Source organism: Frateuria sp., from assembly GCF_013362045.1.
Classification (GTDB): domain Bacteria; phylum Pseudomonadota; class Gammaproteobacteria; order Xanthomonadales; family Rhodanobacteraceae; genus Frateuria_A.
Map to the genome: position 1 here is coordinate 1 of NZ_JABFWW010000037.1, position 14,314 is coordinate 14,314.

7 protein-coding genes are annotated in these 14,314 nt (G+C 69.1%); all 7 read right to left on the bottom strand.

Features of this window, described 5'->3' with window-relative positions; genetic code table 11:
- Positions 1–2,229 (bottom strand): GH92 family glycosyl hydrolase (locus HOQ08_RS01865; RefSeq protein ID WP_291190735.1); only part of this gene is annotated, 2,229 nt, incomplete at its 3' end.
- A 91-nt stretch (positions 2,230–2,320) separates the two neighbouring features.
- Positions 2,321–3,760: a glycoside hydrolase family 125 protein gene (locus HOQ08_RS01870; RefSeq protein ID WP_291190738.1), complete on the bottom strand. Its 1,440-nt coding sequence runs from the start codon at positions 3,758–3,760 to the stop codon at positions 2,321–2,323.
- A gap of 17 nt (positions 3,761–3,777) precedes the next feature.
- Positions 3,778–6,303, bottom strand: a complete 2,526-nt coding sequence (locus HOQ08_RS01875) for a glycoside hydrolase family 3 protein (protein ID WP_291190752.1) — start codon at positions 6,301–6,303, stop codon at positions 3,778–3,780.
- A 23-nt stretch (positions 6,304–6,326) separates the two neighbouring features.
- A complete protein-coding gene (locus tag HOQ08_RS01880; RefSeq protein ID WP_291190741.1) occupies positions 6,327–8,999 on the bottom strand; it encodes a glycoside hydrolase family 2 protein in 2,673 nt (890 codons plus the stop codon).
- Between the two features lie 54 nt (positions 9,000–9,053).
- A complete protein-coding gene (locus HOQ08_RS01885) occupies positions 9,054–9,818 on the bottom strand; it encodes a copper homeostasis protein CutC (RefSeq protein ID WP_291190744.1) in 765 nt (254 codons plus the stop codon).
- A 209-nt stretch (positions 9,819–10,027) separates the two neighbouring features.
- Positions 10,028–12,970 (bottom strand): DEAD/DEAH box helicase family protein, encoded by a 2,943-nt coding sequence (locus HOQ08_RS01890; RefSeq protein WP_291190747.1) that lies wholly within the window; start codon positions 12,968–12,970, stop codon positions 10,028–10,030.
- A partial coding sequence (locus tag HOQ08_RS01895; RefSeq protein ID WP_291190750.1) for a site-specific DNA-methyltransferase occupies positions 12,967–14,314 on the bottom strand: 1,348 nt, incomplete at its 5' end. The genes HOQ08_RS01895 and HOQ08_RS01890, both read right to left, overlap by 4 nt.

Consider the following 14,314-nt stretch of genomic DNA (forward strand, 5'->3'; position numbering starts at 1 on the left):
GAGCACCTCCAGCGTCTTGCCGCCGCCGAGGGTGAGCTGCGCGCGATCCAGCAGCGGGCTGCCGAACACGTAGTGGGTGCTCACCGGGTCGACCGCATACAGGCCCAGCGCGCCCAGCACGTACCACGCGCTCATCTGGCCGCAGTCCTCGTTGCCGGCCAGGCCGTCGGGCTGGGGCCGGTACATGGATTCGAGCAGCTTGCGCACGCGCGCCTGCGTCTTGTGGTGCGCGCCGGTGTAGGCATAGAGGTAGGCCACGTGGTGGCCCGGCTCGTTGCCCTGCGAGTACTGGCCGACCATGCCGGCGATGTCCGGCGGCGCATCGGCCGGCAGCGCCGAGCTGGTGCTGAAGAGCATGTCGAGCTTGCGCTCGAAGGCCTGCTCGCCGCCGAACAGTTGCATGTAGGCGTACAGGTCGTGCTGGTTGAGGAAGGTAGCTTCCCAGGCGTTGGACTCGGTGAAGTCGCGCCACTTGTCCGTATGGCCCATGGAACGCGGGTCGAACGGCTCGAACCATGCGCCGTCGCTGCCGCGCGGGCGAACGAAGGCCAGTTTCCTGTCGAACACGTTGCGATAGTTGCGCGAGCGGCGGCGCAGGTGCGCGGCGTCCTCGTGTGCGCCGGCCGCCTCGGCCAGGCTGGCCAGCGCCCAGTCGTCGTAGGCGTATTCCAGCGTCTTGCTGACCGACTCCCAGTCCTTGTCGGCGGGGATGTAGCCGAGCTTGCGGTAGTACGGCAAGCCGCGGTAGTCGTCGTCCATCGCGCGCTTGCGGTAGATCGGCCAGGCGCGGGCGTAGTCGATGCCGGTGAAGCCCTTGGCCTGCGCTTCGGCGATCACCACGGCGGAGTGGTAGCCGATCATGCAGCCGGTTTCCACGCCCTGCAGCGGCCACACCGGCGGGCCGTCCGGGCTTTCGGCGGCCATCCGCACCAGGCCGTCGACCAGGTCGGGCACGCGCTCGCTCTGGTACAGCGTGAGCAGCGGATGCAGCGCGCGGTAGGTGTCCCACAGCGAGTAGGTGCTGTAGTTGTGCCGGCCCTCGGGCAGCGTGTGCACCTTGAGGTCCATGCCGCGGTAGCGGCCGTCGGCGTCGCTGAACAGCGTGGGCGCGAGCATGGTGTGGTAGAGCGCGCTGTAGAAGGTGCGCTTGACGGCCTCGTCGGAGGCGTCGATGCGGATGCGCGAGAGCTCGCCTTCCCATGCGTCGGCCGCCTCCTGGCGCACGCGCTCGAAGTTCCAGTCGGCCAGCTCGGCCTCGAGGTTGCGGCGGGCGCCGTCGATGTCGACCGCGGAGATGCCGACCTTCACCAGCAGCGGCGCGCTGGCCGCATCATCGAAGTGCAGCGCGGCCTTCAGGTGCGTGCCCTTGGCGTCGCGCGTGCCGTCGGGCAGCGGCTTGTCTTCCGAATACAGGGTGGCGCGCGAGAGCGGCCGCGAGAGCTTCATCGCGAAGTGGATGTAGCGGCCGTTCGCCCACTGGTGCACGCGGCGGCTGCCGACGAGCAGATCGTCACCGACCAGTTGCAGCTGCGCGTCGCTGACCTTGGCGGGCACCTTGGCGTCGTCGTGGTAGCCGTGCGCGAGGTCGACCAGCAGGTGGCCTGCGCCATGCTCGTTGAACGTGTAGCGGTGCAGGCCCGCGCGCAGCGTGGCGGTGAACTCGGCCAGGATGTCGTGGTCGGCCAGGTGCACGCGGTAGTAGCCCGGCTGCGCCTGCTCGGCGTCATAGCGCGAGCGGTAGCCGTGGCCGGGCGTGCCCACCGCGTCCGGGGGCAGGCGGGTGCTGGCGAAGGAAGCCTCGTCGTAGTGCGACTGGTAGTTCCTGTCGGGCAGGCCGCGCGCGCCCGGGTCCAGCAGCACCTCGCCCTGCGCGGGCATCACCAGCACGTCGAGCATGTCGCTGGCGCCGGTGCCGGACAGGTGCGTATGCGAGAAGCCCATGATCGAGCCGTCGCGCTGGTGGTAGCCCGAGCAGGCGTCCCAGCCGGCATCGTTGGTGTCGGGGCTGAGCTGCACCATGCCGTAAGGCAGCGCGGCGCCGGGGAAGGTGTGGCCGTGTCCGCCGGTGCCGACGAACACGTCGACATATCGGGACACGCCCTCGCCGGGCGTTGCGGCGAACCGGTCGCCGCCGGGGCGGCTTATGGCGAAGGCGGGCAGCGTGTCGGCCGCGGTGCCCAGGGCGGCGAGGGCACCGATGCCCTGCAGGAAGCGTCTGCGCGTCAGCATGTCGGGATCTCCTGTGGGTCGGTCATGTCAGCTTTGAGTGCTCTCCCCGGCGCTGCCGGGGGAGAGGAAGCAATGTGGCTGGCGGCTTGGTTCATAGCGCGCGCAACAGGTCGGGATGGCTGTTCGCGAGCTTGACCATCAGCTCGCCGAACAGGCTGTTCGCCCAGGCGAACCATGCGCGCGTGTAGTGCGCCGGGTCGTCCTGGTCGAAGGCCTCGTGCATGAAGCCGGTGCCCGCGTCGGTATCGCGCAGCCAGCGCAGGCACTGGCGGATCTGGGCCGGGTCGTTCGAGGTCAGCGCGAGCATCATGATCGACATCGGCCACACCATGCGCAGGCCTTCGTGCGGGCCACCGATGCCTGCGGCAGCTGTGCCCTCGAAGAAGTAGGGGTTGCGCGCGCTCCAGGCACGCTCGCGCGTGCGCAGGTAGAGCGGGTCGTCCGCGGCGCAGCAGCCGAGGTAGGGCAGGCTGAGCAGGCCCGGCGCGTTGGCGTCGTCCATGAACAACTGGTTGCCGTAGCCGTCGATTTCGTAGGCCCAGTGTTCGTGGCCGTCCGCATCGCGCATGCGGCCGTCGCGATGCGTGGCCTGTTCCACTTCGTCGGCCAGCGCAGTGCATTCGCGGGCAAAGGCGCCGTCGTGATGGATCGCCTGGCTCATCGTGGCGAGCTGGCGCAGCACGGTCACCGCGAACAGGTTGGCCGGCACGAACAGCGGGTAGAGGCAGGCGTCGTCCGACGGGCGGAACATCGAATGGAGCATGCCGTTGGGCCGCGTCGGCTGGCCGTAACCGTCCAGGGCGAGGGTTTCGGTCGGGCGGTCGGACGTGCGCAGGAAGCGATACGGCCCGCGTCCGTGCAGGCGCTGCTGCTCGCGGAAGGTCCTGACGACGGCATGCATGGCCGAGCGCCAGTCGTCGTCGAACGGCTCGGTGTCGCCGGTGGCCTGCCAGTAGGCGTGCGCGAGGCGGATCGGCCAGCACAGCGAGTCGACTTCCCACTTGCGCTCGCCCACGCCCGGTTTCATGTCGGTCTCGTCCTGCCGTGCCCATGAGAGCGGCGCCGCGTGCGGGTCGCGCAGGAAGGCGTTGGCGTAGGGATCGAGCCGGATGCAGTGCGCCTGGCGGCGGATCAATCCGCGGAACAGGCGCCTGAGCGCAGGGTCCTGCTTCGCCAGCGGCAGGTACGGGTTCACCTGCGCGGAGGAATCGCGCAACCACATCGCATCGATGTCGCCGGTGATCACGAAGGTGTCCGGCTTGCCTTCGAGCGTGCCCAGCTCGACGGTGGTGTCGAGCGTGTTCGGGTAGCAGTTCTCGAACATCCAGGCGAGCTTGGAGTCGCCGATGCGCGCCTTGACCTGGGCGATGCGCGCCTCCACCGCCGCGCTGGTGAACTTTCGCTGCGACGGCGCTGGCCGGCGGCTGGCCAGGCTCGTGGGCGCGGCGGCAAGGCGCGGCACGCGTCCCGCGAACGCGCCGCATGCGACTGTGCTGCCGAGCAGCTTCAGGAAGTGGCGGCGATCGCTCATCGATGCGTCTCCATGGTTCATGGCGACAGGGCCCTCTGGCCGGTGATGACGAAGGCAGCCTGCGTGCCCGGCGCATCGCCGGGTTGCCCGCCGCCGACGAACAACTGGTAGTGGCCGGCCGTCACCCAGCGCCGGCCGGCGCCATCGACCGTGCTCAAGTCCCGCGGCGACAGCGCGAACTCGACCCGCCGGCTCTCGCCCGGCGCGAGGTGCACGCGGCGAAAGGCGACCAGCGCACGGCGCGGCGCCAGCGGCACGTCGCTGGCCAGGTAGGCCTGAACCACCTCGTCGCCGGCACGCTGGCCCGCGTTGCGCACGGTCACGCTGGCCGCGAGCGTCGTGCCGGCCGCAAGCCGCGTGGCGGAAAGCGCGAGATCGGCATAGGCGAAGCGCGTGTAGCTCAGGCCATGCCCGAACGGGTACAGCGGCGTACCGTCGAAATAGCGGTAGGTGCGGCCCTGCATCGCGTAGTCGGTGAACGGCGGCAGGTCGCGCGTGGCGCGGTAGAAGGTCACCGGCAGGCGGCCGCCCGGGTTGGCGTCGCCGGCGAGCACCTGCGCGATCGCAGTGCCGCCGGCCTGGCCGGGATACCAGGCGGCGAGGATGGCGTCGGCGTGCTGCTGCGCCCAGTCGAGCGCCACCGCGCTGCCGGAGAGCAGCACCACCACCAGCGGCTTGCCGCTGGTGGCCAGCCGCTGCAGCAGCGCGCGTTGCGGGGCCGGCAGCGCGATGTCGGTGCGGTCGCCGCCGTCGAAGCCGGGCACATGCACCTTGAGTTCCTCGCCCTCGACGTCGGGCGACAGGCCGACGAAGGCGACCACCACGTCGGCCTGGCGTGCAGCGGCCAGCGCCTCGTCCGATTGCGCGCCGGGCGGGGCGAGCCACTGCAGGCGGATGCCCTGGTCCTGCCCGCCGTGCAGCAGTTCCAGCTTCAGCGGGTGCGGGCGCCCGGCCAGGTGCAGCCTCGCCTGCAGCGTCGCGCGGTCGCTGCCCGCATCGTCGATCAGCTTGCGGCCGTCGACGTACAGCCGCACGGCGTCGTGCCCGCGGCATTCGATGCAGCGATCGACGTGCACGGCCAGCGTGTAGTCGCCCTCGGCCGGCGGCAGCAACTCGCCGCTCCAGCGCACGGCGTAGTGCGCGGGGTCGAGCTGGTCGTCGGGCGCCACGCGGTCCCAGTCGAAGTCGATCGTGCGGTCGGTGCGGTGCAGTCGCGGCGCGCCGTCGAAGCTGGCCGCGGCGTAATACTCGCCCTCGAGGCCAACCGCATCGCCGTTGCGCAGCGCGGTTTCCGGCACCGGCACGGGCACACCGTCGGCGATGGACGAGCCTTGCGCATAGCTCACCTGCTGCGCGCCGAAGCGCCGGCGCAGGCCTTCGAGCGGCGTAACCGGCGCGCGCGCAGTGCCGTGGTAGTTGGCCTCCAGCGTCTCGACGGTGTCGGCGTCGGGGCCGATCACCGCGATGCGCACGCCGGCGCGCAGGGGCAGGGTGTCGCGCGCGTTCTTCAGCAGCACCAGCGATTGCAAAGCGGCCTCGAGCGCCAGTGCGTCGCCCGACGGATTCCCGGCGGCGTCGGGCTTGCGGTGCGCATCCAGCCGGTAGCGCGCGGTGAACAGCCGCACCAGCGCGGCGTCGACGTCGGCCTCGCGTGCGTAGCCCTCGCGCACGGCCTCGCCCAGCGCGGCGTAGGCGTTGCCACAGTCGAGGTCGGTTCCGGCGGTGAGCGCCGCCGCCGCCGAGCGCGCGTCGTCGGGCCGGTAGTGGTGGAACGCGGTCATGTCGTCGACCGCATCGCAGTCGGACACGACGTAGCCGTCGAAGCCCCAGTCGCGGCGCAGGCGCTGGCCCAGCAGCCAGCCGTTGGCGCAGGCGGGCGTGCCGTCGAGCGCGTTGTAGGCGCACATGATCGAGCCGGCGTGGCCTTCGGTCACGGCGGCGCGGAAGGCGGGCAGGTAGGTGTCTTCCAGGTCGTGCGGCGAGACCTTCGCGTCGAAGCCGTGGCGGCCGCGCTCGGGGCCGCTGTGAACGACGAAATGCTTGGGCGTGGCGATGGCGCGCGGGTGGTCCGGGTCATCGCCCTGCACACCGTGGATGTAGGCCACCGCGAGGCGCGAAGCGAGGTAGGGATCCTCGCCATAAGTTTCCTGCCCACGGCCCCAACGCGGGTCGCGGAAGATGTTGATGTTCGGCGACCACAGCGTCAGGCCCTGGAACAGGCCGTGGTGGGCGCTCGCGTCGAAGCGGTCGCGCGCTTGCGCCGAGACGGTCGCGCCGACCTGCTGCAGCAGGTCGGGGTTCCAACTTGCCGCCAGTCCAATGGCCTGCGGGAAGACCGTGGCATGGCCGTTGCGCGCGAGGCCGTGCAGGCCCTCGTTCCACCAGTTGTAGGCCGGCACGCCCAGGCGCGAAATCGCGGGCGCGTCGTTCTGCAACTGGGCAATCTTCTCCGGCAGCGTCATCTGCGCGACCAGTGCGCGGGCACGCGCCACCGGGTCGTCCGACGCATGCGTGCGGCAGGCGAGGGAAGCCAGCGCGCACAACGCGAGTGCGGGCCAGCGGCGCTTCACCGCGCGCCTCCGGTCCGGGCGCTGGCCAGGTCCTGCAGGCGCAACGCGGTGCGCAGCGCATCGAGGGTCGCATCGCTGCGCACGGTCACGCGCACCGGCTCGCCGGGGAGCAGGTCGAAGGCGTTGTCCGACGGCGTGGCGTCCAGATCGCCGAAGGAGAGCCACACGCCGCGCGCCAGGACGTCGCTGTCCAGGGTCAGCGCATAGCCGTCCTCGACCCGCGCCCATTGCGTGCGGATGTGTGGCAACGGCAGCGCGAGCTGCTTGGGTTGATCGAAGAAGACGAGGTTCCGTGATGCCACCTGGTCGCCGCTGAGCAGTTCGAACACGGCGAAGGTGGTCTTCGGGTCCGCGCCGCCGAGCAGTTGCGCATCGCTGAAGTCGGCCACGTGCGTGGCGGCCAGTGGTGCGAGCACGACGTCCGCCTGTTGTTCGTGCAACGGCTTGCCGGAGAAATCCAGTACGCGCACACGCCAGCGTGCGGACAGGGGCGTGGTGCGATCCGAAACCAGCGTCACGGCGGTATCGCCGCCGTGGCGCAACGCCGCGACCAGCAGCGGCGCATAGAAGCGCCGCGCCCGGAACTGCAGCGCCTTCCAGCGGCCGTACCAGTCGATGCTGGACCAGGAGACGGCCGGCCACACGTCGTTCAACTGCCAGTACAGCGAACCCATGCTGCGCGGCCGCGAGGCACGCAGATGCTCGGCCGCCAGCGCGATGCCTTCGGCCTGCATGAGCTGGCTCAGGTAGACCAGCGAGGGGAAGTCCTTCGGCTGGCCGTACTCGCGCTGCACGTACATCAGCAGGCGTCGGTTGCCGTTGCCGCCGTCGTATTTCTGGTGCGCCCGCAGCACCGGCGAGTCCGCTTCCAGCCCGCCCGCACCGGTGAAGGCGTGGATCGTGCGCATCGAGGGGAACGACTGCAGCCCGTACTCGGACTGGAAGCGCGGCGTCACCTCCAGGTAGGCGCTGGCCGGCTTCGCCTCGCCTGACCACACCTCCCAATAGTGATAGTCGCCCTCGCCTAGCGTGTTGGCGAAGCCGTCGCCGCCGGTGCTGGGCGAGCTCGGCCAATACGGCACGTCCGGGTCGTGCTGCGCGACCACCTTGCGCAGCACGCTGCCGAACAACGTGCGCATGCCCTGCGCGATGCGCGCGTCCTGCGCCGGCGTGATGGACTTGCGGAACGCCTTGCGGTCGTCCCACGAAAGCCAGCTGCTCTGCACCTCGTTGTTGCCGCACCAGAGCACTAGGCTGGGATGGTCGCGCAGGCGCTCGACCTGCTCGATGGCCTCCTGGCGCACGTTGGCGACGAAGGCCGGACCGTCCGGCGTGATCGCGCCGCCGAACATGAAGTCCTGCCAGACCATCAGGCCCAGCCGGTCGGCCATGGCGTAGAAGTCGTCCGGCAGGTAGTAGCCGCCGCCCCACACGCGCAGCATGTTCATGTGGGCGTCGCGCGCCGATTCGAGCACGCGACGCATCTGCGCTCCAGTGACGCGGGTGGGGAAGCTGTCGAACGGGATCAGGTTGGCGCCCTTGGCGAACACCGGAATGCCGTTGACCACGAAGGCGAAGCCGCGGCCCCAGCGGTCCCTTTCCTGGCGCAGCTCGACGCTGCGCAGGCCGACCTCACGGGTGGCTTCGTAAATGACGCCATCCTTGCCGCTCAACTGCACGTGGAAGGCGTACATGTCCTGCGCGCCGTAGCCGGCCGGGTACCAGCGCCTCGGATGGTCGATGGCCAGCGGCACGTCGACCCGGTGGCTGCCGGCGGCGAGCGTGACCGGTTGCGCCAGGTGCGCGACCGGCTGGCCGCCGGGATCGCGCACGTCGATCTGCAACTGCAGCGACGTGGCGGTGTCGGCATCGATCGCCAGCTGCACCTCGGTCTGCGCGTGCTGGGCGTCCACGTGCGGCTGCGCGACGTGCAGGCCGGTGACGCGCAGGTCGTCCCAGCTGTCCAGGTGCACGCCTTGCCAGATGCCTTCGGTGACGATGCGCGGGCCCCAGTCCCAGCCATACTGGTAGCCGGCCTTGCGCACGTAGTTGGCGCTCTGCCGGCCCCTGGGCTCGTCGCCGAAGGCGGAATCGAATTCGCCGGGCAACGCGTAAGGCTGGCGCGCGAGCCACGGCTGCAGGCGCTTGATCGGCGAGTACAGCCGCACTTCCAGCGTATTGGCGCCCTCGTGCAGCCACGGTTTCGCCGGTGCCGCCCAGCGCCGGAACATATTGTCGGCGCTGATCAGCTTGTGTCCGTTGAGGTAGACGTCGGCGTAGGTATCCAGGCCGTCGAACACCAGCTCGACGTGCCGGCGCGCGAGCGTGGCCGCATCCGCGTCGAATCGGGTGCGGTAGATCCAGTCGGACAGGCCGATCCACTGGATGGCCTGCTCGTTTTCGCCCAGGAACGGATCGGCCACGAAACCGGCTGCCAGCAGATCGGTCTGCACCGTGCCCGGCACGGTGGCCGCGAGCCAGCGGGTGGCCTGCGGATGGTCTGCGGCGTGGCTGTCGCCAGGGGCAAGGCGGAATTGCCAGCTGCCGTCGAGCTTTTGCGTGGCTGGCGTTGCGGCCGTCGCGAGCGCCGGCAGCAAAAACAACGCGCACGCGAGCCGGGACAGGCGTGGCCTTGTTCGCGTTGCGGTCGGCGGGACGGAGGCGGGCATGGCGTTTCCTGGCGGCGCGGGCGATGGGCGGCGACATGCCGCCCGATGCGCCAGCTAGGGTGGGCGGGTGCCCGCGTCCGTGGCCAGGCTTTGCAGCACCATCACCATGGCGCGCACCTCTGCCGCGTCACTGCGCCACTCGCCCGTGGCCATGTCTTCCAGGCCGGGCTGCCGATGGCGCATTTGCGAGGGCAACTGCTGCTTGGCCGAAGCGTGAAACTCGTTCGCTCCGGTTGCCCGCGCCAGCGCAGCGAGGTTGCGCGCATGTACGCCGGCACCGGGCATGATCGTCACGCGACCGGCCGCCTGCGCCAGCAGCGCGCGGATGCGCTCCGCACCATCGACGGCGCTGGCCTGCGCACCGGAGGTGAGCACGCGCTCGCAACCCAGGGCGACCACCGCCTCGAGCGCCTGCGCCTGGTCGTGCACCATGTCGAAGGCGCGATGGAAGGTGACCCCGAGCGGACCGGCCGCCGCGACCAGCGGGCGGCAACGCGCCGGGTCGACCCGGCCCTGCGCATCCAGCACGCCCAGCACCACGCCCTCGCAGCCCAGCGCGACACACGTCTCGATGTCGCGCAGCATCACCTCGCATTCGAAGTCGTTGTAGAGGAAGTCGCCGCCGCGCGGGCGGACCAGCACGTACAGCGGAATCGCCAATTTGTCCCGCGCGGTGGCGATCTCGGCATACGAAGGCGTGACACCGCCCAGTTCCAGCGCCGCGCAAAGCTCCACGCGCCCGGCGCCGCCTTCCTGCGCCGCCAGCGCCGAGGCCACCGAGTTGGCGGCCACTTCCAGCAGGGGCGGGGCGCCGGCCATCAGGGCGTTCCGCGACCTGGTGACGGCGCCGGCATGCTCCGGACGCCATAAGGCGCGGAGCGGGCAAAGACGCTTCGGAATGGCTGCGGACGGCCCATGATCCCCACCGTTTAGATCGATCTATATCGAAGGTAGCATCGGGCCGATGGGCTTGCATGCCGCAATGCAGTAATTGACCCGAGCCGTGTGCTGAGCCGACGAACTAGCCTTCAGTTCAGCTGCAGGCCGCCCTGTGCGCTGGCGGTCGCCAGCGGACGCGCACGGGAGAACTCCAGCAGATCGGCCAGGCGGGCACCTTTCTGGCGCCAGTCGTGGACGATCGATTCACCCAGCAGGACGTAGTGCCAAGGGCGGCCGCCACGCAGCTCGGGCGCCAGGGCGTTGGTCCGCTCGCACCAGGTCACCGCGGCCTTGAGCTTGCGCTGCACATTGGCGTGGATCACCTGCTGCTGGGCCTTGGTTTCCGCCAGATAGATCGCTTCGGCCGTGCGTACCAGGAAGTCGGGGATGTAGAACGCGGCCAGGCCGTCCTCCTTGAGGTAGCGCAGGCGCACGAAGTCATGCCGGTTCTCGCTGATCTTGCAAAACGCCTCGATGCCGGCGTCGGCCTGCGCCCATTCGATGAACGCGCGCTCAAGCCCGCCGTTGCGCGCGGGATAGGAAAGTCGCGTGTAGATGCACTTGCCGACCTCCAGCGAGGCGCTTTCGCGCACCATGATTCTTTGCACTTCGGAAAGGCGGCGATGGCGTACCTCGGTCTCGCCGGCCGGGCCGCGCTCCTCCGATTGGAGAAGCGCCAGGCCGAACACGCGCACGATGTGCTCGATCACCGGCTGCAGAAGCAACAGCCGCCAGCCTTCGTCGGCGAACGGCTCGAAGGCCTCGCCGAACAGCCGCTCGCGGATGTACTCGTCCAGCGCGGTGGCCAGCGCCGCGGTGTGCACCTGCAGGTAGGGTCGCTCCATGCGCGGACTGATCCGGCTGCCGCCCGGCAGCGGGTAGCTCAGCGCCTGGCTCACGCGGCGGGTGAGGCGCGAGAGCAGCTCGTTATAGCCGCTCACGTTCATCGCCGCGCCGTCGACGCGGTAGTCGCCGAACAGCGTGCTGCTCTGCAGGTCCTGCGAGGTGAAGGTGTCGCCCTTGCCGAGCAGGGCGGCGAGCCGGTCGCGGCTCATCGCGCTGAACGGTGCGAGTGACTGCACCTCGATCGGCTGGTGTTCCACGCTCTCGTCCGCCTCGCGCAGGATGAACGGGATGGCGAAGTCATAGCGCTCGTAGTCCTCGCGCAGCTCGGCGGGGATCATGTCGGCCGTGCTGCTGCCTTCCTCGTCGTCGCCGGTGGCGCCGACGAGCCCCTCGCGCATCAGCTCGTCGTAGAAACCCTGGAACGCCGGGTGCTCGACGATCGAGAGGATGTCGATCAGCGAGCCGGGTTCCTCGCCGCGGTTGATGTGCTCGCGGTTCTCGCGCTTGACGTCCGCGTATTCCGGATCACGCCACATCAGGCGCAGGCCGCGGCCGATGGTCTGCTCCAGCAGAATCTGCGCCCCGCTTGCGCGCAGCGGCACAATCACGCAGATGTTGTTGACGTCGAAGCCCTCGCGCAGCATCAGCACGCTAACGATCACGCGCGGCTGGATGTGGCGATCGACGTTGAACAGCCTTTGGCGCAGCGGCGCCCAATCCTTCTCACCCAGCTCGGCCTTCTTGCCGGAGTCGACGGTGAGCACGTCTTCCTCGTGCAGGCCTTCGTCCTGCAGGAAATCGGCTACCAGCGGCGTCACCTTGGTGTCCTCGCAGACCACCAGCATCTTGGGGTGGCGCGTGGGATCGAGACGGGCGAAGTCCGCTTCCAATTTGCGCAACTTCTGCAGGCCAGCCCGCAGCATCACACGCTGGCCTTCGGACAGTGTCAGGTTGCCGGCCTCGTCGCGCTCGGCCTTGAACTCCAGCGGCAGCGCGCCAAGCTCCTTGCGCTTGTCCAGCACCAGCGACTTGACCAGGCCCAGCCGCATGGCGGCCTTGAGGTCGAAGTCCACCACGATGTGGGGGAAATAGACCTTGGCCTTGCGCTTGCCGCTGCCCACGTCGTTGTACGGCGTGGCCGAGAAATCCACCTGCGCGAAGCGCCGCCCCTTGCCCTCGGCGATGATCGACAGGCTCTTCTGCCACTCGACCTCGCTGGTTTCGCCGCCGGACTTGAGTTCGTGGATGTGGTGCGCCTCATCGTTGAACACCATCAGGTCCGGCAGGTCAGCCAGGTACGCCAGCACGTTGCCACGCGCCCAGCGCTTGTCCAGCGTCTCCAGGCTGTTGCCAGCGGCGCGGCCGGGTGCGAGCGGCAGTACCGCGTAGGCGACCGAGGAGGCGTCGGCCACCATACCGGGCGCGTCGATCCACTCGGCCTCGTCCTGCTCGATCTCCTCGCCGGCGTCGCTCAGCAGGTGCCAGTTGGTGATGGCGATCATGCCGTTGCCGGTGGCCTTCAGGCCGATTTCGTTCTTGGCGCAGACGTTGCCGCGCACGAACTGTGCAATGCGCTCGCGGTAGGCGGGCGGCGCGAACAGCTCGGCGTAGCTGGCGATATCGGAAGTGGCGAAGTCGCGGCTCTTGTTTTCGCGCTCCTTGCCCAGGAAGGCATCGAGCAGGCGCTCGTACACGATCAGCCCGGGCGCCACGATGAGGAAGCGACGCGAGAAGCGCGGATCGTCGCGGCCTTCGTTGAGGGCCACGGTCTTGTTAAGCAACTGCCAGATCAGCAGCGCCTGCAGTACCCAGGTCTTGCCCGTGCCGGTGGCCATCTTCAGGCAGTACTTCGGATGGCCGTTCTTGGCCTGCGCCACGTCGGCCAGCCGTGTGCCTTCGAGCAGCGCCGGCTCGCACACCTGGCGGTACAGGTCGGCCAGGTTGGGACTGTCCAGCACCTCGTGCGCGACGATCACGTTGAGGATCGCCTGGCGCTGGCCCGGATGGAAATTGATCGCACGTGATTGGCGGGCCTCGTCGCCGAACCACCAGCGCAGAAGTTCGGCAGTCACCGGTGTCACCTGCTCGTAGAGCTCGGCGATGCCCTGTTCCAGCCCGACGCACAGCTGGTCGGTGCGGCGGGTGAGCCCGGCGGCGAGCGCCAGCGGCTGCTCGATCGCGCTCATGCCTTCGGCTCCGCCACCACCTGTACTACCTCGGCCTCGAAGCCGAACACGTCCACCGCGCGCACGCACACGCGCCGGTCGCCGGCCTTGCGCGGCACCGCGAAGCGCGCCTCGGTTACCACGCGCAGCGGGTCGTCGTCGTTGGCGGTGTTACCGCGGTAGTCCTGCCACACGGAGCGGAACACCTGGCCGTCGTAATCCGGGTCGACCGCCCAGTACTCGATCAGCGCCAACGGCTCGGCGTTCATCACGCGCACCAGCTTCTGGCGGTTGTCGTCGTCCAGGTTGATCGCCTCGGGCGAAAGCAACACGTAGTTGTGCAGCGAGACGTGCAGTTGTTCGCTGCCGTCCAGCCGCTCGCGCCGGATCGGCTTGACCATCAGGTACTGCAGGCTGGAGAAGCGCACCTGCCCGCGCAGCTTCTCGATGCCGCCCTTCTTCTTCAGGCGGTCGAGCAGGTCCGGCGGGATCACCAGCACTTCCAGGCGGTCGTCGTTGAGCGCCGTGATGCTCTGGCCGATCGCCGGCTCGAAGTTCCAGCCCAGCACGACCACGCGGTCCCATCCGCCCATCAGGTTGTCGCGCTGGGCGATCGCCCGGCGCAGCGTGGCGTCGCCAGTGAGCTTGTTGGGCGAATCGACCAGCACCAGCGTCTTCCTGCCGCCGAAGGTGACCGCGCCCAGGTTGCGCAGCGGGTTTTCTTCTGCCGGCAATGGCAGCGCGCCGTAAAGCGACAGCACGATGGCCGACAGGTCGCCCACGCGGAAGCTGCGGCCCATCGCGCTCTTGGCCGCCTCGACCTGGTAGTCGCCGATGGCCTGGTAGAGGAACGGCTTGGCTCCCTGGTCGATCAGGCGCTTGCGCATGATCATGCAGGCGGGTTTGCCGAGGTCCGTGGTGATCCATCGGCGGCCGAGTTTTTCGGCGACGGCGGCCGTAGTTCCCGAGCCGCCGTTGAAGTCGGCGACGATCGCGTTGGGCTGAGACGAAGCCTCGATGATGCGGGCGAGCAGGTTTTCGTTCTTTTGTGTCTCGTACCCTACCTTTTCGCGCGAAAAGCTCATGATCTGGATCGAGTCCAAGCGATCCATGTCCGAACAGTTCCACGTGTCCTCGATGGGATAGCCGGCGCCTTCTGGCCTTTTTCCGTCGCGGCGCACGTAGTCGTCGGCGTAGGGAATGTAGAGCTTGTTGAACACGAAGTTCGGCGACTTCGTGTAGTAGTAGATGTTGTCGTGGTTGCGGATCCAGTTGACGGCAGCGGATTTGTAGCCGGAGATCCAGCCGATCCGCCAGATAATCTCGCGCTCGAAACGCTCTTTGCCGAAGATTTCGTCGAGAACG